The sequence below is a fragment of the Pseudidiomarina sp. genome (assembly GCF_048268165.1).
Taxonomy (GTDB): Bacteria; Pseudomonadota; Gammaproteobacteria; order Enterobacterales; family Alteromonadaceae; genus Pseudidiomarina.
The window spans coordinates 262,080-284,022 of the sequence record NZ_JBLWWA010000003.1; the positions used below are offsets into that span (position 1 = coordinate 262,080).

Genomic DNA, 21,943 nt, shown 5'->3' on the forward strand with positions numbered 1-21,943 from the left:
CAGTTACTTCACTGCCAAAAGCTCTGGCAGCACAACGTGTGCAATACATGGTGTGTTATTCGTTGAATACACAAAAAACAAGGTGGGAGCGACATCGCCGCCGCGCAGGAGGTGTTTGAATAGACGCTTTTGTGACCAGACCAATGCTAACAAGGATAAGAAAGCCGACAAAGAGTGATGTGGCCGCCGCGCTGTCTAAAATATTTAGGTGCGCTTGCTGCAGCAGTTGGGATGAACTGTCACATTCAGCCAAGCTTGTTCCAGCTTCCGTTTGATGCTGGCCGTGCTGTGCTTGTGGGCACTGTGTTGGTACCCAGGTGCTTTGCTGCCCCCAACATAAGAACAGCACGCAAAATACCGCCACTAAGGCGGTATAAGCACGTTTTCTGTCAGCTTGACTGCGTTGCATCGTTGCTCGTTTTATTCGTTATGCGTTCAGCTGGCACCCATACCACCGTCAACACGGTACTGGCACCCAGTTATGAAAGTACTTTCATCAGACGCCAAAAACAGAACTAAGTTCGCGACGTCGATAGGCTCACCATAATGCTGCATTGGGATGATTTGTTCAAACTGGTTTTGTACTTCTTTACCATGTCCAGGGTTCATAGCTTCTTCAATAGCGCGCATCATACGTGTATGGATTGGTGACGGATGCACAGAGTTCACCCGAACGCCAAATGGGGCCGCTTCAACGGCTGCTGATTTGGTTAAGCCCACCACCGCATGTTTGGATGCCACATAGGGGCTCATATTGGCAAAACCGTCTAGCCCTGCCACGGATGACATATTAATCACGCTACCCGACTTGGCCTTGATTAAATGCGGGAGCACGTATTTCATGCCGAGAAAAACACCGCGTAAGTTCACGGCAATGACGCGATCAAAATGACTGGTTTCTTGCTCGTGAGTTGGGGCGGGTTTGCATTCAATGCCGGCATTATTGACAAACACGTTGATTGCACCAAAATGGTGCAAAGCAGCATCGACATATTTCTTGGTACTGTCTTCGTTGGACACATCCGCGGCTACACTGAACATGCGCTCCGGATGCCCTAAATGCTGTTCGGCTTGTTCAAGGTCGGCTTCTTTTAAGTCTACCAACACTACTTTTGCGCCCTCGCGCAGAAACAGTGCTGCCGTGGCAAGACCTATGCCTGCCGCACCACCTGTAATAATAGCTACTTTATCTTCAAGACGGGGCATCACACACCTCCAATTAACTCATGAGTGTGCGATCAACTATAGATTATATTTTGTACTATTTTATGATCTAAGGTAAGTTTTTTGCTGACCCCAGCACCTACCAAAGCAGTGCAACGATACCCAGCACAATAAATACAGCGGCAGCAACGTATCGCGCTAAGTCTAGTGGCAGCTTCTGCATCAATTTGCCACCCAGTAATACGATAGGCACATTGGCAATCATCATGCCGACAGTTGTACCCATAGTAACCGCTAGAACATTGCTGTATTGCGCACCAAGCACGATAGTTGCCACTTGTGTTTTGTCACCAATTTCTGCCACAAAAAATAGAATGGTCGTGGCAATAAATGCGCCATACTTGCGCACCTCGTTGTGTTCATCATCATCTAGCTTATCAGGGATTAGCACCCACAAACCCACCGCAATAAAACATGCTGCAACAATATAAGTGGCAATATCTTCTGGCAGCACGCCAACAATCCAGCTACCAAACCAGGCTGATATGAAATGATTTAGTACTGTTGCCACAAAAATGCCGGCAATAATTGACCATTTATGCCGATACCGTGCGGCTAAAAATAGGCTGAGCAGTTGGGTTTTATCACCTATTTCAGCCAGCGCCACGGTGAGCGTTGAGGTAAGAAATGCGTCCAAGTCGGGCTCCTCAATAAAGTAGGCGCGCATTTTATCGGCTATCGCTTCAATCGGCAACAAAGCGTCAAAGTTAGCTTTGCTATCTCTTTACAAACCAGGTGGGAATAATTTGTGTTGTCGCAGCGTTATCGAGGTGTCACTACGACATAACGGAGGAATCATTATGAAAAACGTATTTAAATTTAACGTAATTGCTTTATCACTTGCTCTCACTTCAGGTGCTGCTTTCGCACAAGAGGCATCAGTAAACGCTAACGCCTCTGTTGCAGCACAACAATCGGTTTCGGCCAATACAGAAAATGACCAAGCTGACGCCTCTCTCGACACGATGAACACCCTTCAGTCTGAGGTTGATGGCACAGCTAGTTCTGCAGTTGATGTGGCACAAGACGTTACCGGTAGCGTTAGCGCAACGGTCAATGACACCGTCGACTCAACGGTATCTGGCGCCATCGAAACAGCCTCTGAAACTGCGGTAACGGATAGTGTGAACGGCACCATCAACGACACCATAAATAGTTCAGTGGAGTCGACTGTTGATGCAACCGTCCGCAATACCATTCGCGGCAACATTGGTAACTAAGCCAATCTGATTGGCGTTGATAACGTGGGGCTAGCCGTGGGGCTAGCTCCACATTTTTCGAGGAGGAAACACCATGAAAACGACATCGCTTATTTTTGGTTGCACCGTGGTCAGTTTGCTGCCAAACCTTGTGAATGCTGATGAACAACGATTCAGCTGGCAGGGTAAATTAGAAGCTGGCTACGTTTACGACAGCAATGTAACCGTGCGTGAACTTGATGCCACCACCAATCAATCAGACCAAGCCGCCCTGCTGGACGGGAGCCTTTCATTAAAATGGAACCCGTGGGCGAATTTGCAGTGGAATGCTGGGATAAACCATAGTGAAACCCTCTATCGCTCACAGGATGAATTTGATTTGGCCATTACCACCTTGCATGGCGATTTGTCGTATGACTTTAGTGCATTCACGGTTGGGTTAAGTCGCCACGATGCACAAGCGGATCTGGCTAATCAAGCATTTATGGATTACCAGCAAGACGCATTCTATTTATCCCGTTTGTGGGGAGCACGCTGGTACACTCGATTCGCGCTGCAAGACATTGATAAAACCTTTGCCCAGGTACCGGAGCGTAACGCCACCGCCCGTGCCTACACCGGCGACCTCTATTGGTTTACGCCCTCAGCTGAAAGTTATATTTTGGTGGGTTATACCTACCATGACGAAACTGCCACTGATCCTGAATTAAGTTATCAGGAACCCCAGTACCGCCTAACTTGGCAAACACAAACATCGGGTTGGGGTGGCGCGCATCGCTGGCAGTTGGCCTTGCAGTGGCAGCAACGCGATTACGCCGCACCCATGCAATTATTGGATGGCGAAGCGCGTAAAGAACAACGCTTCAGTGTACGCGGCCAATGGGATATTCCGCTTGCCGCAGCCGTAACGTTAACGCCGACACTTGAATATGTTGATAACCAGTCAAACTTTGATGCCGTTGACTATGATGAGACGCGTGCGGGCGTTCGGCTGGGTTTTAGGTTTTAAGTTACATGGACAATTTGGATGCCAATAGGCCGAACCCAAACACGGAGTCACGTCCTTTCTCACCCAAATCCACCACCCGCTGCTGAAGCAGATCACGCACTTCCGTGGCGGTTACGGTGGACTGCTCAAACCATAAACACGCTGCTGCTGCCGTAACAACCGGTGCAGCCATGGAAGTTCCTGTTTCATATCCCACATCGCCATTGCGCCTGGCAGTACTCACCTGCACGCCTCGGGCAGTAAACTCAACATAGTTACCTTGATTTGCCCACCGATAAATCCGCCCTTGCGCATCTGCGGCGGTTACCGCAACAACATCATCATAAGCGGCTGGATAATTCGCCGGTGCGGCGGGTCCATTATTACCAACCGCGGCAACCAGCAAAACATTGCGTTCAGAGACTCGCTTTACAGCTTGCTCCAATAAAGCATTGGCCGGCCCTGTTAGGGACAGATTAATCACTTTGACATGCTGCTCCGCAAGCCAATTCATTGCTTCCAACAACGGCAACAAAGCAGCACCTTGCTGCATGGCATTATGGCGATGAAAAATTGCCGCGCTATAAAGCTTAGCGTTAGGAACAAGGCTTACATAGTCGTCATGCGCGCCTATTAAGAGCCCAGCAACCGCAGTGCCATGGGCAGTTGGCTGCGCAACATCTGCTTGAAGAAAGCTTTTCTGCACAATGGTCTGCTGCGCAAATGCCGGGTGCGAGGTATCTATCGCCGTATCAATCATGCCGATTGTCAGCGGCGCTTCACACCATTGTTGCTGCGCAACGTCCATACGAGAAGCCCCTGCGTCACTGCTTTGCGCATGGTAAACAAAATGGCGTACTAACGATGCAGCAGCAGCTTTGGAAAATTTACTTCGCAGCAACGCTTCATCATTCAGTTCGGCGGGTACCTTAAAGCGCAATACCGTAACGTTCAATGCCCCCAATGTTTGCTTGGCAAGTACCTGCGCGTCTATCTGCTGCAGCGCCTGTTCAGTTTCCGCAGATGCCACAATCAGCCACTCCCGTTCAAGTACCCGGTTGCCATTAGGCAGCGTCACCTCTGCAAATAGCTCCTGCTTGTTTGCACCAAGCACGGCTAAGCGCTCGGTAACCTTGGGCAGCACGGTGACTGAGTTTGTGTTAATGCCTAGCGTAAGGCGTTGCGCCGACTCAGGAACCTGATCTTGCACCCTTTGTTGAACGCGATTTTGTACCTCATCACGCACCGTTTGGGTGGTGCGCTGAATATCTTGTAGCGCCGGCTGTATCGTATTATCAATGACTTGCGCATAACCAACCATTGGTAAAACCAAGGTTAATAATGCCAGTCGCAGTAATCGCTGCGTGGCATATTGTGCTAGCTTTATAGTCATAACTTTGTACCTCGTGCAGAAGAACCGATATGTACTCGGTTAACGGTTCCCAGCAAAAAAAATTCCATATCCATGGAATAAATCATAGGTGCCGTTCGTTACCAAGGTAGCACAGGATGAATTTTCTTTGTTTTAGCTAACGCAACTTGGGAATAACGATGACAGCAACACAAGTTAAACAGCAGCTTAACTCGCTACTGCCAGCATTGCGACGGTTTGCGTTATCGCTGTGCGGCAACCTTGCCGATGCCGATGACTTACTTCAGTCCACCGTCGAGCGCTTGCTAACACGGCCAATACCGGATGACGTTGAGCTTCTTGCTTGGGCTTTTAGAGTATGCCGCAACGCTTGGATTGATGAACATCGCGCACGTAAAGTTCGTGAAAATGCGACGCAGCGTGAAGAATTGCAGCAAACGACCAGCCCAGACGATGCCCAACGGGTGCATGATCAGATGGAATTGCATGAAATAGATGCGGCATTAGCTGGACTACCTGATGATCAGCGCGCTGCATTGGCACTCGTCGCAATTCAAGGCCTGAGCTATCGTCAAGCCGCTGACATTCTTGATGTGCCAACGGGCACGGTCATGAGCCGACTGGCCCGTGCCCGCATTAAACTCGTTGAACTCTTGCAGCAGCCAAGCCCTTCATCGGGCGATAACGGCTCAAAGGGAGCGCCTTATGTTCATTGATGACGTTAAATTATCAGCTTTTCTCGACAATGAACTTGAACCCAGTGAAGCTGAAGCCATTCGACAACAACTAGAGCGCGACGATGCTTTGGCAGAGCGCTTATCCGCCTTGGCAATGGTTGATTTAAAGGTTGGCGAGCGCTTAGACGCCCAGCTGCAACAGCCAATTCCAGCACGTATTTATGCGTTGCTTGACGAACCTGTAGAAGCGACCAAGGTCGTTTCCATGGGGCATTGGCGACAGCTTCGCTCTGCGTTCAAGGAACACTTCGCTTTGGCGGCTGGCGTCGCGTTAATTGTCGGTTTCGGATTCGGACACTGGTTGCCTGGTTCAGCACCCTCAGCCGTCAATCATGACGTGGCGGTAGCGCTTGAAACGCAGCCAAGTGGCATGCCGTATCAGCTCGATGCCGACACCACCTTGACTGCACAGCTGACATTTAAGGATGATCAAGGCGATTACTGTCGCCAATATCAGCTTGCCCAGGCAGAGCAAACCACCGTGGCCATACAATGCCGTCGCAGTGGGGAATGGCACCAAATAGCCAGTGTCAGTATGGTAATGCAAGCAAACAACGCAGCGTATCAAACGGCGTCAGGGCAGCACGTACTCGACCCGTTACTTGACCAAATGATGCGCTCGGCGCCATTAACGCCGGCGCAGGAAAAGGAAAAAATTACCGCGGCTTGGAAAGACTAAGAAGCTGCATCAAAAAGAAGGAGAACGACCATGAAAACACTGAATATTATGTTGTTCACAGCACTCACTTTGGTGCTTGCAGGTTGTAGTTCACAACCCGACTATCGCAAAGCAGAAGGCTCGGGCTACGGCTACCAAGAGACTAAAATTTCGGATACACAGTACCGTGTCAGTTTCAAAGCGCGCGGCTCGGATAAAACCAAAGCCATGGATTATGCATTGCTTCGCGCGGCTGAAGTAACGTTAGAAAATGGGTATGACTGGTTTGTGGTAACACACCGCGAAACGCTTGTTGATCGGGAGCGGGTGCAACCAGACACCAGCTTGGGCTATACCAGTTCACGCGATATGGTCACCCGCTGTGGCTTAGTGACATGCACCACCACCAGTTACCCACGCACCAGTATGAGCGCCGGTGTACACATTGGTGGCAATGAATCGAGCGAAATTCAAAGCATATTAGAAGTTAAGCTCGGCAAAGGCATGCGCCCGGATACGGATTACAGCTTTAGCGCACAAGAAGTAAAAGATAACCTGAGCCCTAAAGAATAAGCCGACAACGCAATATACCCCTAGAGAGGGATCTCGGGGGTACTCCATCAGCACAAGGTTAATTTATAAACATAGCGCGTATACTGCATGCATCACATATCGATTTTGATCTGCATCAGGAAAACGTTATGACGAACATGACCTCACACATTCATTGTCAAAATTGCAGCATGGCGGCGCTATGTTTGCCGTATCAACTCGACCAAGAGGGCATGGCGCGTTTAGATACGATTATTCAGCGTCACAAACCGCTGCAAAAACGCGATATATTGGTTAACGCAGGTGCGCCATTGAAGTTTCTATATGCTGTGCGCAGTGGCTCACTGAAGTCGTACACCATTGATGACAATGGCGTTGAACAAATCATTGATTTTCACCTTCCTGGCGACTTGATTGGCTTTGACGCGTTAGCGAATAGCGAGCATCGCAGTTACACGCAAGCGCTCGAAACAGCTATGTTATGCGAAATTCCAATCAGCGCGTTGGATGACCTTGCTGAGCAAATGCCTGGCTTACGTCGGCAAATGTGGCGATTAATGAGTGGCGAAATATTCTCAAGCAAACAACTGCTGGGAACGCTCAACAATCGTTCAGCACAGCAACGTCTTGCACAATTCCTCGTTACCTTAGCTGATCGCTTCAAGGAACGCGGATTATCAAACCGTTCATACCGCTTAACCATGACCCGTGCCGATATTGGCAATTATTTAGGGCTCTCGGTTGAAACCATTAGCCGCATCTTGTCGGCGCTGCAGGTCGAAGGTGTCATAGACGTACAAAACAAGTTAGTGAACGTGCTTGAACCCAGCCGTTTGCGCGAACTGGCTCAATAATTGAGCCAGCTTCGCTAACGGTTGTTACTTACTGACAACCGCCACAGCAATGGCCATTACCATGGCCTTTACTGGCTTGTTCTTGCTGCTTAAACAGCACGGCGTTTTCCAATGCAATGTGCTGATGCAAGTCACTCACAAACTCGTTAATGCCTTCATACAACATGATCCAGCTGCCACAAGCACCGCGTGGCGCATTGCATTGATTCGTCAATTCCAATAACTGTGCAACCATTTGCTCGTGTTGATCGTGCTCTTCTTCCATAACCGCTATTGGGCCTTTTGGAAAAATGTCACCGGCCAACATTGGGAAAAGAATTTGTTCTTCTTTCATCATATGGCTTTCTAATTCTTGATACATTGCTTGCAGATGCTCGGCTAATCCAGCTGGGCACTCGTCATGATCGTTGTGCACGTCTTCAATTTTACGAGCTAAGTTAATCAGGTTAGGCAGTTGTGCACGATGTTTTTCGTGAAAATGCTCAATAACGAATTCGGTCAGTGCTTTCTTTGGCATGGCCTGGTAAACCGCCAAGGCTTCATCATGAATGGTATGGGTCGTCATGGTCACTCTCCTAAAATGGGTGATATAAATTGCTTGAACACCACGTAACTACTGCAAATTAGATGCCAAAACTACCCACTTTGATTTATATCGAGTTTTTGGTCGGGATGGTAAATTAAACCCATATTTAATCGGGTCATTAGGCCCTAAAGGGTTGTTTATACCATGCAAGATGTCACGTTACTCGAAACGCTTATTGCCGATTTGGTGACCGATTTACCGGCTGTAATTCGGCTGGAAAAGTTGGTTAAAACACTGCGCGCCCATTTCAATTGTGGCGCTGTGGTGATTCTGAAACATGACCAAGACATGCTTCGCCCTATCGCAAGTATAGGGCTGCGACGTGAAGCTTTAGGTCGGCGCTTCTTGGTACAACAACACCCGCGCTTGGCGCGCATTTTAAACAATCGTGAAACCGTTCGTTTCGAACCGGACAGTGCGCTTCCCGACCCTTATGATGGGCTTATTGAAGATAGCCCGGACGGCCATCTTGCCGTGCACGACTGCATGGGCATTAGTTTGCACATTGAGGGCAAAATATGGGGTGTGCTGACACTGGATGCACTAGAGCCTGGTACCTTCGACGCGCAAACCATGCAGGCGTTGCAGCGAGCAAGCTTGCTGGTTGAAGCGGCCATCCGCATGGGCCTTATCGAACAAAACATTCGCGCGCTGCGCAACAACCGTCGCGACAGTGAGTATTCACTGACAAGCAACGGCACCGACAGCCAAGATATTATCGGTCACAGCGCTGCGTTGATTGCCGTTTTACAAGAGTTAGACGTAGTTGCCGGTTCTGACCTACCGGTTTTATTACTTGGCGAAACCGGCGTTGGTAAAGAACTGTTCGCACGCCAACTGCACCGTTTATCGCCGCGTAGCAACAAGCCAATGGTGTATGTGAATTGCGCCGCACTGCCCGAAACACTCGCGGAAAGCGAACTGTTTGGTCACACCCGAGGCGCATACTCAGGTGCCACGGGTGAGCGCGCTGGTCGGTTTGATAGTGCCGACGGTGGCACCATTTTCCTTGATGAAGTGGGTGAGCTGCCATTGTCAATTCAAGCAAAACTACTGCGCGTGTTGCAAAACGGCGAAATTCAGCGGCTTGGCAGTGATAAATCACACACCGTAAACGTCCGAATTGTGGCTGCGACCAACCGTGATTTAAAACAACAAATTAAGTCGGGGGACTTCCGCGCTGATTTATATCATCGCTTATCGGTCTATCCGTTACCGATTCCGCCGCTGCGAGATCGGCAAGATGATATTGCAGTGCTAGCCGGCCACTTTTTAGAACTCAACCGAGCCCGTCTTGGCGTGCGCGCATTACGGTTGTCACCTGCAGCCGAGCAAGCCCTACACCGTTATGATTGGCCCGGCAATGTCCGTGAGCTTGAGCACACCATTAGCCGCGCGGCCATTAAGGCTCTAAGTCTAGGTGCTCGGCGGGATGATATTGTCAGCATTGACGCCGAACTGCTGGACTTACCGAGTGCGGTGCTCCAGACCATTTCAGCGCAAGACTTACCGTTGCCACGCGTAACAGAAACGCTTGAGGCAGGTTCGCTGAACTTGAAAACCGCGGTGCAGACAGTACAACGTGAGCTCATTCAGCAAGCATTGGAGCAAACAGACTATAAATGGACGCAAGCAGCTCGTATACTGGACCTTGACCCAAGTAACCTGCACAAACTTGCAAGCCGCTTAGGGCTCAAGTAAATATCTCCACTGCTGGTATAACTTTCAAGTGAGCTGAATTTCGCATGACTGTAATCTTGCGCATTATCGTATGGCGCACCATCGCTGTTTTATCATTGCTGCTGGGGGTTATCGGGCTAATGCTGCCGATCATGCCCACTGTCCCTTTTTTGCTGGCGGCCGCTTGGGCTGGCGGCAAAGGTTGGCCAGTATTAGAGCAAAAACTGCTGGAACACCCCAAATACGGCCCGCAAATTATCGCATGGCGTGAATACGGTGTGGTGAAGCGGCAACCAAAAGTGATTGCCAGTATCATGATGGCGGGCAGTGCCATCATGCTGACTTTTAGCCCTGTTCACATCGCCTTTAAACTTGGCATTATTGGCACGATGGCAACGGTTGCGGTATGGCTGTGGCTGCGCCCAGAAGCTGCCCCCACAAAATCATCCGCAACCGAATCGAACGACTAGCCCGGACGCCCATCAGGTCGTGGGGTAATTAAGATAGGCAAGTACACCACCACATAAATCAAATACGCCAGAATCCACGCGGCGGCACTAAACATAAACCATGACATGCTAAATTCTGGCACCAGCCAGGTTAATAGCACCCGCGAAAGTGCCGCAACAGCCACCAACAAAAACGCCAATGACATAATCGCTTTCGGCTGCAGCGGTCGTCCACTGTGCCCTAAGGATACGCGTGCAATCATCGCCAAAATCATATTGCCCATAGCACCGGCGGTAATCGCATGCAGCGCAATGGAGTTGCTGATATTAAAGCCCAGTTCGCGCAGTGCGAATAGCGCTAACCCCAGTGGAATAAACCAATACGCGATATGCAACGACCACAGCAGCGGCACCCGCAGGGTTATCCAGATGCGCCAACGTAAACAGCGAACACCCAAAGCAACTGCGCTGATGGCGTAAATCGCAGCCATAACAACGTCGGGTAATTGCGCGCTGAACAACGTGATATTCAAAATAAAGACTAACCACAAACTGCCAAGGCCAATCCGGTCAAGCCACACGATGGGCTCAGCTTTGGTGGTCATGGTGCCATTGGCGGTGAACATTGGAATAACGCGGCCACCCACGATTGCCATCAACAGCGCCACCAGCCACACGGCATTCTGGCTGCCAAGCTGTTGTATGTCGAAACGCTCACTGACCAAACCGTAATGCATCAAAGCGTTACAGAATGTCAGTAAAAATAACACCGGCACAAAAAATAGATTGCGCTGTTGCTTTACTTTGATTAGCGGCACCGCAAGTAAAATCGCTGACAGCGGCAGAAACAGCAAGTCAATGCCCGCCACCAACCAAACCGGTAAATTGGCCCCAAACAGAAATGCCAAGCGCCCCAATAACCACACTGTGGTAAGAATGCCCAGCGCGCGACCGTGGGTGGCGCGCATACCGGTCCAGTTCTGCACCGCGGTTAACAAGAAGCCCACCACGATGGCGGCCACGAAGCCAAAGATCATTTCGTGTGCATGCCAGACCAACACATTGCCGTACACGGGCAGTGAAATGGTACCCGCTAAGGTTAGAATCCAAAGCAGCATGGCAATGGCGCTAAAGCTGGCTCCGAGCAAAAACATGGGCCGAAACGCTTGGCGCAGTAGCGGCCACATTTTTTGTTCGACCTGAAGATCGGTAATTTGTAGCATGATGAATCCTTTTTAGTCGAGCTGTTGGACTAAGCCGGCTAATGCCAGCCAATAGCCGTTGCTGTCGTTCTGTTCTAGTTTTTGTGGTTGCTTGCCGGTGGTGTTGGCTCGAAACTTTTCCAACCAATCGAAAGTTCCGGTCAATTGCGGGCTGAGTCGCACAACGTCAACCAACCCTGCCATATTGGGCAGCTGGTTAATCAGGTTGTAACGGCTTCCCGACTGGGTTTGGATACCGTTCAAAATAAACACCTGTTGCCCTTCCTGGCTCGCCACCGGTCGCCCTTCGGGATAATTGATGCAAACCAATTCACACTGGTCTTTGGGACGATTTTCAGAACGTGCGGTGAAACAGCGCCCGGACCACGCCAGCGGCATGTGTCCCAGGGCAAATACTTCCACGTCAAAGCAATCGCGCACATCGTGGACCATCGGCTGCTGAAGCAGCTTCGCCAGCCATTCACGTGACAGCTCAACCGGCATCACCCAACGGCTCATTCCTAAACTCATTAATTTTCGCAGTGTATGGTGGTTGTAGCAGTTAATCGCAGGCCCTGCAACGAAGGGTAATTTTTGCTCCTGCAAATACGGAATCGCCCCCACATCATTGGCTTCAACGAGAAAGTCGCCATTGTCACAATATTTGCGCAGCTCACGTAACTCAGATGGCGCCTCTAACAGGGTCATCGTTGACAAGCACACTTGTTTACCGGATTCACGCAACATATGGGCTATCGCCATATAGTCTTCAAACTTCAGTTCACGGCGTTTGCTGCATACAGTTTCGCCAAGGTAAACAATATCTACCGCTGAGTCTGCGGCTTGTTTATAGAAGTTTTCGACCACTTGTTTCGGCCAAAAATACTGAATTGCTCCAAGTGAAAATTTCATAGTTACTTCCATTTCCGGTGGTAGGCACCTAAAGTTGTTTGACTGCCTTCTGAAAGGCCGGCTAGCACATGATCCCATTGGTGCTGGACCGAAAATTGTTCGCTATCCGCCATTACTGCGTCGATCGCTTGGCGCCAGACTTGGGTTATCTGCGCGACATACGCAGGGCTGCGTTGCCGTCCTTCAATTTTAAGCGAGGCAATTCCCTCTTTATAAAGCTCAGGAAGCAAGCTCAAGGTATTCAAGCTGGTGGGCTCTTCCAGCGCATGATAAGTGTCGTCACCGACTTTGAAACGCCCCTTACACAGGGTTGGATAACCAGCGGTTTCATCGGGTGCAAACCGATCAATGAGAATGTTGTTGAGGCGCGACTCCAAGGTACCGTCGTCGGCTTCGTCCCAGCGCACGTATTTTGCTGGCGAACACGCACCTGCGGTATTCGGTGACTCCCCGGTCATATATGAACTTAAGTAACACCGACCTTCGGCCATAATGCATAAGCTACCGAATGCAAAAACCTCCAATTGCATGTCGCTGGTGCGGGCAATGGCGCGCACTTGGTTCATCGACAATACCCGCGGCAACACCACCCGGCTTACGCCAAATTGTTTGTAAAACTCAATGGCCGCAGCATTGGTTGCAGACGCTTGCACGGACAAGTGCAACTCAATTTTTGGATAACGTTCAGCCGCATAAGCTAGAACTGCCATGTCGGCTAAAATCAGCACATCAGCACCCGCCTTAACCGCCATATCGACCGCTCTGCGCCAAGTTTCAAAGGTATCGACATGGGCAAAGGTATTGATTGCCACGTGTAGCTTTTTGCCATGCTGGTGCACATAACGTGCAGCTTCGGTTAAACCGGCTTGATCAAGATTTAAGCCCGCGAAATGGCGCGCGTTGGTTTCATCTTTTAAGCCCACGTACACAGCGTCGGCACCGTGTTCAATTGCTGCTTTGAGGGCTGGCATACTGCCAGCAGGGCACAGAAGTTCCATAATTATTGATCCCGTCGATAAACATGCATTCGTAATGAGCATTATAATAGGTTGAAAAATTTCCGGGACATTTATGGACGGCAACTTATGGTTATCCCCAAAGTAGTAGATCACTGGCCACGCGTTATTTCAGGGTTACAACGAATCGGGTCTGCAGTACCTAAACCCTTTTTAGAACATGTGCTTAGTGGCATGCTCAACCACGTTCTTGACGCTGAGCTGCGGCGCCATAAACTCGACTTCTTGCAGCAACAATGGGTGCGTATTGAGGTACCCGACCTTGAACTTATATTTTCGGTAACCGTGGTTGGTTCTGCACATCGCGCGCGCCTGCGCGCCTCCATGCAACCCCAACAAGCCAGCGTAACCATGCGCGGTAACAGTGCGTCGCTGTTACTCATGATGAGTGGTCAGGTGGACCCTGACACTTTGTTTTTCCGCCGCAAGCTCCTGATAAAGGGCGATACCGAATTAGGGCTTCAAGTGAAAAATCTACTCGACACCATTGAACTGGAAGGGCGCTTACCAGCACCGATATATCGCGCCACCCAACAAACGGCAGCGCTGATTTTGGCGAATCCTGAATTGCGCTAAGCGGGGTGATCAGCCACCAATTAGCTCGCTCCTATACCCCTTCAGGTGTATCAATTTTCTGATCTGCATCATATAAACTGCGCTTAGAAATTCACAGGTAAGGGGTTACCCCCAAGGTGTCAGCATGACCAATAACGCAAACCAGATTGTTTGGAGCCAAGCGCTCATCGACAAGTACAACATCAATGGACCACGCTATACGTCTTATCCAACAGCGTTAGCACTGCACAATAAATTTCCATTGAGTACCATGGAGCAAACGCTTGCTAACGCCCCTGACGAATTGAGTTTATACATTCACTTACCGTTCTGCATTAAGCTTTGCTATTACTGTGGTTGTAACAAAGTCATCACTCGCCATCAGCACAAAGCCGACATTTATTTGGACTACTTAGCCAAAGAAATGGCGATGTATAAAGCACTACTCGGCAACCGTAAATTTGAATCGGTACACATGGGCGGTGGCACACCAACATTCTTGAGTGAAACGCAGTTGTCGCGTTTGATGGATTTATTGCACGAACACTTTAGTTTCACGGACAACACGGAATGGTCGATCGAAATTGACCCACGTAGCTGCAGTGATGATAAGTTGCGCCATTTGCGCAAGCTTGGTTTTGACCGTGTCAGTTATGGCGTGCAAGACTTCGACACGAAAGTGCAAATTGCGATCAATCGGGTGCAAGACACCGACATGATCAAGCATCAAATTGCCTTAAGCAAAGAGCTTGGTTTTCGCTCAATCAACCTTGATTTGATTTATGGGTTGCCTTATCAGCGGCCAGAAACTTTTGCGGCGTCAATTGATCAGGTCATTGAGTTAAACCCTGACCGCGTGTCGCTATTTAGTTATGCGCATTTGCCATCGCGTTTTGCGGGGCAGCGTAAAATTGATGAATCAAGCTTACCTACCGCGCCGATTAAACTTGAATTACTGCAGTTAGGCATTACCAAGTTTACCGCTGCCGGCTATCAGTTTATTGGTATGGACCACTTTGCGAAAACTGACGATACCTTAGCGCAAGCCCAGCAACGCGGTGAGTTACAACGTAATTTCCAGGGCTATACCACATCCGGACAAGATGCTTTGCTGGGTATTGGCGCATCATCGATTAGCCAAATTGACGGGGTACTCTGGCAAAACGTGAAAGAGTTACCTTCCTATTACAAAGCTATCAGTAGCGGTACGCTGCCAATTATAAAAGGTTTTGAATTAAACACGGATGATAAATTGCGTGCGGCGTTAATTTCGCAAGTGATCTGTCATTTCGATTTAGACATTCAGGAATTTGCCAACAGCTGGAACATTGAGAATTTTTGGGACTACTTTGCTGATGCCAAGCGCAAACTGGAACCATTTATCGAAGATGGCCTGGTTGAGCTTGATGCCAACCAATTGCGCGTAACAACCCTTGGCCGACTGTGGGTACGCAGTATCTGTGCTTGCTTTGATGCTTATCTTGACGATTCAGCCACTGCACCGCGTTACTCCAAAGTGGTGTAACGCGGCGCCAGCAATCTTAACTTGCTTGCTTGAGCGCATTGGCTTGCGCTCGAGCACCAGCAATACTGGTGTCTTGTTGCTTACGATGATAATGCCGCGCTGCATGCTCTTGGCGACGCCCTGAGCTAAACGCTGACACCCGCTTCAAATAGCCAATCACCCGCGTACCGTAGTCAATATCGACAGAACCACATGCTGAGCATTCGCAAAGCGTACGCTTATCAATTTTTTCACAAGCGTTACAAATGGTGATTTTGACATTAATGCAGAAATAATTGCAGCCGGTTGTTGCGGCAATATTCAGCATCGACAAGTAGCCATCTGTTGTAAGCTTTTCATCCAAATTCAAATGCAATGCTGAGCCACCATCTAGAAACTCAATAAGCTCGTCGCCATGCATGATGAATTTATCCAGCGAGTTGGTCGCGTCATCTTCGACCACGTAGAAGTACGAGTTATAGCAGTCGCGTGGCACAAAATAGCCGTCTTCACGATCCCACTTCGCATTTTTAACACCGAGGTTTTCTGCGGGGACAAATTCAGTATTAAACATGTAACCATATTCTTGCTTCGCGCGTTTATTGGCGTCATAAATGACTTTCAAATGCCGCTGCACAAACTCGATATAGTCGCGATTGTTGCTTGCGACCAAACCTTGTGACTCGGCCGCTTCAACCATGCCGTTAATACCGATCGTCAAAAACTGCTTATCCAGTGAGATAAATCCAGCATCGTACACGGTGAGTAAACCAGCAGCTTTGTACTCTTCCATAATTTTCCGATAAGCCACTTGGTACTTTTGGATTTTTTCAATTTCAGTTTCCAAATCGCGACCATCCTGAACCAAGCGGTTCATATTAATGGTAATCACATTGATAGAGCCGGTCGCCACCCCACCTGCGCCAAGAGTGTAAGAGAACGTATTATCACTGATTTCACTGCGCAGGCGGCAGCATGAAGCCAGTGAGTCGGCATTTGGTGACAGGTATACGAAGAATGAATTGCCATCAGCAAGTTCGTGCGCAATATGGCGTGCAAACTCCTGATCTTTGCATTGCCCTTGGTCCGTCAACATCGCCACCGTTACCACTGGAAACGTTAAAATGGTTTTCTTGCGCTCTTCGTTAAACCAATGCAAGAAGAAGTCTTGCAGTTTACTCACTGACGCCCAGCTGCTTTTACTAAAGTCAGGGAATACAAAATCACCGAACATGCTTTCAAAGTAATGCTGGTCATACACTGAGATATTCCAAAATACACTTTGATAGCCACGCGCAGCGGCGGGTTGATTCAATGCATAAACCACGTGTTGAAGATGATTAGCAATCTCATGAGGGTGAGTTTCAAGGTAGTTATCACCGTAATCACGGCGCGCAAAATGATCGAAATACGCCAGGAATTCTACCGTGGCCACCGCACCAGCAAACTGTGAACTGACTGCAAATACAAAATTCACGAAGGTGCCACAAAAGCTTTCTAAATGCTTAGGCGCTTTCGACTCACCACCAAGTTTGGTTAAGCCGTCACGCAAAAATGGGTACATGGTTACCGACACGCAATAAGGCTTTAAGCTGGTTTCGTCATGTACATAAATTTCATGGTCTTCAATTTGGCGAATGTATTCTTGCCCCAGTTCCGAGCCAAATAATTCGCTGATTTTTGTACTAACTTGCTTGCGGTTAACCTGCACAAAAAAGTCTTTCATTAACTCGGCTTCTAGCGTCGCGATGTTCTTTTGGGTCACATTCGCATTGGCATCCATCTTCGAGCCATCAGCTGCATTTTGTGCTGCTAAATAGTGTTTGATGAAATCCATTTTCGCGTCAACTTGTTCTGGGTTTAAGCGCAACATGGCTACTCTCCTTATTTATATTTTTAATGATCCGGTTAACTTGCAAGGAACCGGCAGTTCAGCAATTGCTGGGTGCGTAGGTCATAAAATTTTTGATTGGTGGTTGGGCTATCAAGCCCCCCTAAACTGGCCACCCAGGGGCCGGTTTTGAGGTAGGTCAAATGTTGTTTAATCTGCAGCGACACATCCTCGTAACCCGTGTATAAACAGGTTTGCAGTCCAGCATTTCGTGCTTGCTGTAATCGCGCAATTAACGTTTCAGGCTGCCATTCACCGCCTAAAAACAGCACACAAGTAATTAAGTTGCGGTATTGGGCCAAGCGCGCAGAAAAATAATCAGCGGTTAGTTGTTCGCCGCTACCAACGGGCCAGCTATCCACACTGTGGCAGCCTTTGCAGCCCACCGGACAGCCGGTAATGGTGTAAGCAAGAGAGACCTCTCCGGGTACCTCTTGGAAAACCACTTGCTCTGCGCTGTATCGCAACATGAAACACCTATATGTTGTGTGTGTATTTATTTATATATCTATATATTGTGTTTTGTTGCTATCAAGCATAGACCCGACGCGCTTTACTGCATTGATCTGGATCAATAAAAACTACCCCCAATGGGTATACCCCATAGATTCCTTTCAGTTACCTCTTTAGCTCAATTTCTAATAGCACAGGCCCATGCGATTCTATACGCGGGTAATTTCTACCAAGGCGGTTTAAATGACTGCTTAAGAGCTGGGTTGATTTAACCCACAAAGATTAAATTTCCGTGTGATTTCAGCCAAATACGAAGTGGCACGGAGCTTGCTATAAGAATCAACGTGCGCGCTAGTCACATCTGACCCAGTGCAAACTTGATTAAAGGGAGAATCAACAATGCAACAACATCAACAGCCGGAGGTGCCAAATGGCCGGTTATAAAAAATTATGGTGGATACTGATAGCCATCTTGGCCATCACCTTTGGTGTCCTTGGATACTTCGGTAAAGAAGTTTACCGTGTCGCTCCGCCGATTCCTGATCAAGTCATGACCGAATCAGGTCAAGTTTTGATGACGGAAGAATCGATTCTTGACGGGCAAACCGCCTGGCAATCAGTCGGTGGCATGCAATTGGGCTCTATCTGGGGTCACGGCGCATACCAAGCACCTGACTGGACAGCCGATTGGTTGCACCGCGAATTAGTGGCTTGGTTAGAAATAACCGCTCAAAAAACTTACGGACAAAGCTATGAAAGCCTAACCGCAGCACAGCAAAACTCGCTGCAGTTCGAGCTGAAACAAGCTTACCGTCACCCAGCTTATGACGCCGCAACGGACACCTTGGTTGTCGGTGATGTGCGTGCACAAGCTATTGCGGAAACTGCGGATTACTACAAACGTCTTTTCAGTGACGATTTGTCGTTAAAAAGCACGCGCGAAAACTATGCTATGAAAGAAAACACATTGCCAAGCTTAGAGCGCCGCGAGCTAATGACCCAGTTCTTTTTCTGGACAGCATGGTCAGCCGCAACCGAGCGTCCTGATAGCGATGTGACTTACACCAACAACTGGCCGCATGAGCCGTTAATTGACAACAAACCGAGTGCCGAAAATTTAATTTGGTCGTTAGTGTCAATCATTCTACTTATTGCCGGTGTCGGCGCCTTGATTTGGGCTTGGGCCTTCTTGCGTGACCACGACGAAGAAGAAACTGAAGCGCCGAAAAAAGATCCAATCAGCTTGGTAAATCTAACCCCGTCACAAAAAGCACTGGGTAAGTACCTGTTCTTGGTCATGGCATTGTTTATCGTACAAATCTTCTTAGGTGGCTTTACCGCGCATTACACTGTTGAAGGCCAAGAATTCTATGGCATTAACGTGTCGCAGTGGTTCCCCTATTCATTAGTTCGCACCTGGCACATACAGGCGGCGCTCTTCTGGATTGCAACCGGCTTCTTAGCGGCGGGATTATTCTTAGCACCGATTATTAACGGTGGTAAAGACCCGAAATTCCAAAAAATTGGTGTTGATATCCTGTTCTGGGCTCTGGTTGTGGTTGTTGCCGGTTCGTTTATTGGTAACTACTTGGCCATTGCGCAAATCATGCCTGAGCACCTCAGCTTCTGGCTGGGTCACCAAGGCTATGAATACGTCGATTTAGGACGTTTGTGGCAAATTGGTAAGTTCCTTGGCATCGTATTCTGGCTTGGCTTGATGCTACGCGGCGTTGTTGGCGCGTTCAAACAGCCTGGCGACAAGAACTTGTTAGCATTATTAACCGCTTCTGTGGTTGCGATTGGCTTGTTCTACGGTGCGGGCTTCTTCTACGGCGAACGTACTCACTTATCTGTGATGGAATACTGGCGCTGGTGGATCGTTCACCTGTGGGTTGAAGGCTTCTTTGAAGTGTTTGCAACCGCAGCATTGGCGTTCATCTTTAATAGCATGGGCCTCGTGTCACGTCGTATGGCTACTGCTGCCGCATTGGCATCAGCGTCACTGTTCATGTTAGGCGGCGTACCGGGTACCTTCCACCACTTGTACTTCTCAGGTACTACAACACCAATCATGGCTGTTGGCGCAACGTTCTCTGCGCTGGAAGTGGTGCCATTAGTGGTACTTGGTTATGAAGCTTGGGAAAACTGGAGCTTGCAACGTCGCGCCGAGTGGATGCAACGTATCAAGTGGCCACTACTGTGCTTTGTTGCTGTAGCATTCTGGAACTTCTTAGGTGCTGGCGTATTGGGCTTCATGATCAACCCACCCATCGCGCTGTATTACATCCAAGGCTTGAATACCACACCAACTCACGCTCACGCAGCGCTGTTTGGGGTGTATGGCTTCTTAGCAATCGGTTTCGTGCTGTTAATCTTGCGCTACATTCGTCCGAACTTCGCGTTTAACGACAAGATTATGAAAACCGGTTTCTGGTGGTTGAATATCGGCCTGTGCTTAATGTTATTCACTAGCTTGTTACCTATCGGTTTCATTCAGTTCTTTGCATCAGCAACTGAAGGCCTGTGGTACGCACGTAGCGAAGCGTTTATGCAGCAACCATTACTGCAAAGCTTACGCTGGATTCGTACTATCGGTGACGTTGTGTTCATTATTGGCGGACTCGCTGTTGCCTATCAGGTTGTTATTGGCCTGTTTGGCAAGCAGCAAGAAGCTGAAATTGACGCTAAACCGGTAACCGTTGAAAGCTAAGTAGTTTGAAGTAACACAATTTGTGTTGTTGACCGTGGTTTACCACGGCAGTGTTAGCCCGAGACCTCCCAACCGTCTCGGGCTTTTTTTTTGCATTATGCAGTCGCGTAAACAATCGTGCCACCAATTAACCAAACTGCACTGATTACACAAAGACCAGCCATAATTTTGTCACTGAGCGATGACTCGCTATGGTCATGATCGTGATGACCGTGTTCACTGGCTTGTTGTGCCTGACGCCAATAAACAATCATCACCGCGCTAAGTGCCAGAAAGATTAGGTTCAAAACAAACCCATAGTTTAGCTGAAAGTGCTCCTGCTCTGCGGGCGAAGTCCATTGCGATGCATCAGGTAGCAAGTCAAACGCAACCAAGCCGTAGTGCATCACCAACGACGCTGCAACTAGGCATACAAATAACATCAAGGCTATGTAAAGCGCCATTTTCCAACCGTAGTAGCGTGCATTTATTTTCAATACAGGAAGCACAATCAAATCAGAAAATATAAATGCCATAACCCCAGCAAAAGCGACGCCTTCACCAAATAACACCGCCGCCAATGGAATGTTCCCCATGGAGCCAATAAAGGTAAAGAATGCAGCAATTGGCCCTACCACGGCTTGTTGCAACAATGACCAAAAACCAAGTTCACCGGCACTGCCAACACCAACAAAAAGCCACTCAAAAAATGCGCTTGGTACGAACGCCGAAATTACACCGGCGACGGTAAAGCCGATAAGAATGTCCTGCCAAACCATTTGCCATTCCATGACATATTTTTGGCCGACCTTCTGCCACGTTTCTTTGCTCAACAAGTCAGATAGCGTGCTTTCATGCTGATGCTCGTCTTCGCTGTCTTCGTGGCGGGCTTGCTTAATAAGATTTTGTGGATTGGTTAAAGTAATAAATAGCCACACAAACAGAATCAGCAGCAACCCACCAATATACTCACCAACCACAAACTGCCAGCCTAGAAAAATAGAAATCACAAAACCAAGCTCTATCACTAAGTTTGTTGATGCTAGCATAAAGGCCATAGAAGCACTGAAAGCAGCACCTTTATTAAAGAGCGCGCGGGTGGTCGAAAGCGCAGCAAAACTGCAGGAACTGGAAATGAATCCGAAAAACGTACCTAAAGAAACTGATTTCAGGTTGTTGTTTCCCATTGCGTTGCGCATACGTCGCTTGGTGATTAGCACTTGAATTAAACTACTTATCAAATAGCCTAATACAAAAGCCCATAATGCCATCCAGAAAAAGCCTAAACTGGTATACGCGGATTCTCCCCAAGCGGTGATAAATTCTGTCATTGATTCTCCCTAAACCGTATAACTGAATTTAGAGTATAGCAGGGTACCAAAAGCCTTCGGCCGTGCCATAAAATTCCTTATTCGCACCCAA

Annotated in this window: 22 protein-coding genes; 11 read left to right on the forward strand and 11 right to left on the reverse strand. The window is 48.7% G+C overall.

Annotation, left to right across the window (positions count from 1 at the left end; all coding sequences use genetic code 11):
• Positions 1-55: 55 nt before the first annotated feature.
• From ACN0UY_RS09540 to ACN0UY_RS09550, 3 genes are all read right to left on the reverse strand, one after another.
• On the reverse strand, positions 56-409 hold the full coding sequence (locus ACN0UY_RS09540) for a hypothetical protein (RefSeq protein ID WP_417666553.1): 354 nt from the start codon (positions 407-409) through the stop codon (positions 56-58).
• Positions 410-435: 26 nt separating this feature from the next.
• Positions 436-1,206: an SDR family NAD(P)-dependent oxidoreductase gene (locus ACN0UY_RS09545; RefSeq protein ID WP_417666555.1), complete on the reverse strand. Its 771-nt coding sequence runs from the start codon at positions 1,204-1,206 to the stop codon at positions 436-438.
• 97 nt (positions 1,207-1,303) lie between these two features.
• Positions 1,304-1,861, reverse strand: coding sequence for a TMEM165/GDT1 family protein (locus ACN0UY_RS09550; RefSeq protein WP_417666557.1), 558 nt, complete (start codon positions 1,859-1,861; stop codon positions 1,304-1,306).
• A 163-nt stretch (positions 1,862-2,024) separates the two neighbouring features.
• Here ACN0UY_RS09550 and ACN0UY_RS09555 point away from each other — a divergent pair, with 163 nt between their 5' ends.
• A complete protein-coding gene (locus ACN0UY_RS09555; RefSeq protein WP_417666559.1) occupies positions 2,025-2,444 on the forward strand; it encodes a hypothetical protein in 420 nt (139 codons plus the stop codon).
• A gap of 73 nt (positions 2,445-2,517) precedes the next feature.
• Positions 2,518-3,432, forward strand: a complete 915-nt coding sequence (locus ACN0UY_RS09560) for a surface lipoprotein assembly modifier (protein WP_417666561.1) — start codon at positions 2,518-2,520, stop codon at positions 3,430-3,432.
• Between the two features lies 1 nt (position 3,433).
• Here the strand turns inward: ACN0UY_RS09560 and ACN0UY_RS09565 are convergent, their stop codons facing one another.
• A complete protein-coding gene (locus ACN0UY_RS09565) occupies positions 3,434-4,804 on the reverse strand; it encodes a S8 family serine peptidase (RefSeq protein ID WP_417666563.1) in 1,371 nt (456 codons plus the stop codon).
• A gap of 158 nt (positions 4,805-4,962) precedes the next feature.
• Here ACN0UY_RS09565 and ACN0UY_RS09570 point away from each other — a divergent pair, with 158 nt between their 5' ends.
• From ACN0UY_RS09570 to fnr, 4 genes are all read left to right on the forward strand, one after another.
• Positions 4,963-5,499: an RNA polymerase sigma factor gene (locus ACN0UY_RS09570; protein WP_417666565.1), complete on the forward strand. Its 537-nt coding sequence runs from the start codon at positions 4,963-4,965 to the stop codon at positions 5,497-5,499.
• On the forward strand, positions 5,489-6,199 hold the full coding sequence (locus tag ACN0UY_RS09575) for a hypothetical protein (RefSeq protein WP_417666567.1): 711 nt from the start codon (positions 5,489-5,491) through the stop codon (positions 6,197-6,199). The genes ACN0UY_RS09570 and ACN0UY_RS09575 overlap by 11 nt, the downstream gene beginning before the upstream one ends.
• 30 nt (positions 6,200-6,229) lie before the next feature.
• Positions 6,230-6,751, forward strand: coding sequence for a CC0125/CC1285 family lipoprotein (locus tag ACN0UY_RS09580; protein WP_417666569.1), 522 nt, complete (start codon positions 6,230-6,232; stop codon positions 6,749-6,751).
• A 128-nt stretch (positions 6,752-6,879) separates the two neighbouring features.
• The gene (gene fnr / locus ACN0UY_RS09585; RefSeq protein ID WP_417666571.1) at positions 6,880-7,584 is read left to right on the forward strand and encodes a fumarate/nitrate reduction transcriptional regulator Fnr; all 705 of its coding nucleotides are present in this window, start codon (positions 6,880-6,882) and stop codon (positions 7,582-7,584) included.
• A gap of 28 nt (positions 7,585-7,612) precedes the next feature.
• Here the strand turns inward: fnr and ACN0UY_RS09590 are convergent, their stop codons facing one another.
• Positions 7,613-8,149 (reverse strand): hemerythrin domain-containing protein, encoded by a 537-nt coding sequence (locus ACN0UY_RS09590; RefSeq protein ID WP_246013947.1) that lies wholly within the window; start codon positions 8,147-8,149, stop codon positions 7,613-7,615.
• Positions 8,150-8,314: 165 nt separating this feature from the next.
• On the opposite strand from ACN0UY_RS09590, the gene norR reads away from it, so the two are divergent.
• A complete protein-coding gene (gene norR / locus ACN0UY_RS09595; RefSeq protein WP_417666573.1) occupies positions 8,315-9,871 on the forward strand; it encodes a nitric oxide reductase transcriptional regulator NorR in 1,557 nt (518 codons plus the stop codon).
• Positions 9,872-9,915: 44 nt separating this feature from the next.
• Positions 9,916-10,320 carry a YbaN family protein gene (locus ACN0UY_RS09600; RefSeq protein ID WP_417666575.1) on the forward strand — a complete coding sequence of 135 codons (405 nt, stop codon included), beginning with the start codon at positions 9,916-9,918 and terminating at the stop codon, positions 10,318-10,320.
• Here ACN0UY_RS09600 and ACN0UY_RS09605 read toward each other — a convergent pair.
• The 3 genes from ACN0UY_RS09605 to ubiU are packed head-to-tail and all read right to left on the reverse strand — an operon-like array spanning position 10,317 to position 13,411.
• A complete protein-coding gene (locus ACN0UY_RS09605) occupies positions 10,317-11,522 on the reverse strand; it encodes an NnrS family protein (RefSeq protein ID WP_417666577.1) in 1,206 nt (401 codons plus the stop codon). The genes ACN0UY_RS09600 and ACN0UY_RS09605 overlap by 4 nt on opposite strands.
• 12 nt (positions 11,523-11,534) lie before the next feature.
• Positions 11,535-12,413 carry a U32 family peptidase gene (locus ACN0UY_RS09610; protein ID WP_417666579.1) on the reverse strand — a complete coding sequence of 293 codons (879 nt, stop codon included), beginning with the start codon at positions 12,411-12,413 and terminating at the stop codon, positions 11,535-11,537.
• A gap of 2 nt (positions 12,414-12,415) precedes the next feature.
• Positions 12,416-13,411 carry a ubiquinone anaerobic biosynthesis protein UbiU gene (ubiU, locus tag ACN0UY_RS09615; RefSeq protein WP_417666581.1) on the reverse strand — a complete coding sequence of 332 codons (996 nt, stop codon included), beginning with the start codon at positions 13,409-13,411 and terminating at the stop codon, positions 12,416-12,418.
• Positions 13,412-13,498: 87 nt separating this feature from the next.
• Here ubiU and ubiT point away from each other — a divergent pair, with 87 nt between their 5' ends.
• Together ubiT and hemN are read left to right on the forward strand one after the other, a co-directional pair.
• Positions 13,499-14,005 (forward strand): ubiquinone anaerobic biosynthesis accessory factor UbiT, encoded by a 507-nt coding sequence (gene ubiT, locus ACN0UY_RS09620; protein WP_417666584.1) that lies wholly within the window; start codon positions 13,499-13,501, stop codon positions 14,003-14,005.
• A 124-nt stretch (positions 14,006-14,129) separates the two neighbouring features.
• On the forward strand, positions 14,130-15,509 hold the full coding sequence (gene hemN, locus ACN0UY_RS09625) for an oxygen-independent coproporphyrinogen III oxidase (RefSeq protein WP_417666586.1): 1,380 nt from the start codon (positions 14,130-14,132) through the stop codon (positions 15,507-15,509).
• 16 nt (positions 15,510-15,525) lie between these two features.
• On the opposite strand, the gene nrdD is transcribed toward hemN, so the two are convergent.
• Together nrdD and nrdG are read right to left on the reverse strand one after the other, a co-directional pair.
• The gene (gene nrdD, locus ACN0UY_RS09630; RefSeq protein WP_417666588.1) at positions 15,526-17,361 is read right to left on the reverse strand and encodes an anaerobic ribonucleoside-triphosphate reductase; all 1,836 of its coding nucleotides are present in this window, start codon (positions 17,359-17,361) and stop codon (positions 15,526-15,528) included.
• 35 nt (positions 17,362-17,396) lie between these two features.
• On the reverse strand, positions 17,397-17,849 hold the full coding sequence (gene nrdG, locus ACN0UY_RS09635) for an anaerobic ribonucleoside-triphosphate reductase activating protein (protein ID WP_417666590.1): 453 nt from the start codon (positions 17,847-17,849) through the stop codon (positions 17,397-17,399).
• A gap of 413 nt (positions 17,850-18,262) precedes the next feature.
• Here nrdG and ACN0UY_RS09640 point away from each other — a divergent pair, with 413 nt between their 5' ends.
• Positions 18,263-20,542 (forward strand): nitric-oxide reductase large subunit, encoded by a 2,280-nt coding sequence (locus ACN0UY_RS09640; protein ID WP_417666592.1) that lies wholly within the window; start codon positions 18,263-18,265, stop codon positions 20,540-20,542.
• Positions 20,543-20,637: 95 nt separating this feature from the next.
• Here ACN0UY_RS09640 and ACN0UY_RS09645 read toward each other — a convergent pair whose 3' ends face one another.
• Positions 20,638-21,852 carry a permease gene (locus ACN0UY_RS09645; RefSeq protein WP_417666594.1) on the reverse strand — a complete coding sequence of 405 codons (1,215 nt, stop codon included), beginning with the start codon at positions 21,850-21,852 and terminating at the stop codon, positions 20,638-20,640.
• Positions 21,853-21,943 lie beyond the last annotated feature (91 nt).

Coding starts and splice junctions, on each gene's coding strand:
- ACN0UY_RS09540 (WP_417666553.1), bottom strand. CDS start 409: ATGCAACGCAGTCAAGCTGACAGAAAACGTGCTTATACCGCCTTAGTG.
- ACN0UY_RS09545 (WP_417666555.1), bottom strand. CDS start 1,206: ATGCCCCGTCTTGAAGATAAAGTAGCTATTATTACAGGTGGTGCGGCA.
- ACN0UY_RS09555 (WP_417666559.1), top strand. CDS start 2,025: ATGAAAAACGTATTTAAATTTAACGTAATTGCTTTATCACTTGCTCTC.
- ACN0UY_RS09560 (WP_417666561.1), top strand. CDS start 2,518: ATGAAAACGACATCGCTTATTTTTGGTTGCACCGTGGTCAGTTTGCTG.
- ACN0UY_RS09565 (WP_417666563.1), bottom strand. CDS start 4,804: ATGACTATAAAGCTAGCACAATATGCCACGCAGCGATTACTGCGACTG.
- ACN0UY_RS09570 (WP_417666565.1), top strand. CDS start 4,963: ATGACAGCAACACAAGTTAAACAGCAGCTTAACTCGCTACTGCCAGCA.
- ACN0UY_RS09575 (WP_417666567.1), top strand. CDS start 5,489: ATGTTCATTGATGACGTTAAATTATCAGCTTTTCTCGACAATGAACTT.
- ACN0UY_RS09580 (WP_417666569.1), top strand. CDS start 6,230: ATGAAAACACTGAATATTATGTTGTTCACAGCACTCACTTTGGTGCTT.
- fnr (WP_417666571.1), top strand. CDS start 6,880: ATGACGAACATGACCTCACACATTCATTGTCAAAATTGCAGCATGGCG.
- ACN0UY_RS09590 (WP_246013947.1), bottom strand. CDS start 8,149: ATGACGACCCATACCATTCATGATGAAGCCTTGGCGGTTTACCAGGCC.
- norR (WP_417666573.1), top strand. CDS start 8,315: ATGCAAGATGTCACGTTACTCGAAACGCTTATTGCCGATTTGGTGACC.
- ACN0UY_RS09600 (WP_417666575.1), top strand. CDS start 9,916: ATGACTGTAATCTTGCGCATTATCGTATGGCGCACCATCGCTGTTTTA.
- ACN0UY_RS09605 (WP_417666577.1), bottom strand. CDS start 11,522: ATGCTACAAATTACCGATCTTCAGGTCGAACAAAAAATGTGGCCGCTA.
- ACN0UY_RS09610 (WP_417666579.1), bottom strand. CDS start 12,413: ATGAAATTTTCACTTGGAGCAATTCAGTATTTTTGGCCGAAACAAGTG.
- ubiU (WP_417666581.1), bottom strand. CDS start 13,411: ATGGAACTTCTGTGCCCTGCTGGCAGTATGCCAGCCCTCAAAGCAGCA.
- ubiT (WP_417666584.1), top strand. CDS start 13,499: ATGGTTATCCCCAAAGTAGTAGATCACTGGCCACGCGTTATTTCAGGG.
- hemN (WP_417666586.1), top strand. CDS start 14,130: ATGACCAATAACGCAAACCAGATTGTTTGGAGCCAAGCGCTCATCGAC.
- nrdD (WP_417666588.1), bottom strand. CDS start 17,361: ATGTTGCGCTTAAACCCAGAACAAGTTGACGCGAAAATGGATTTCATC.
- nrdG (WP_417666590.1), bottom strand. CDS start 17,849: ATGTTGCGATACAGCGCAGAGCAAGTGGTTTTCCAAGAGGTACCCGGA.
- ACN0UY_RS09640 (WP_417666592.1), top strand. CDS start 18,263: ATGGCCGGTTATAAAAAATTATGGTGGATACTGATAGCCATCTTGGCC.
- ACN0UY_RS09645 (WP_417666594.1), bottom strand. CDS start 21,852: ATGACAGAATTTATCACCGCTTGGGGAGAATCCGCGTATACCAGTTTA.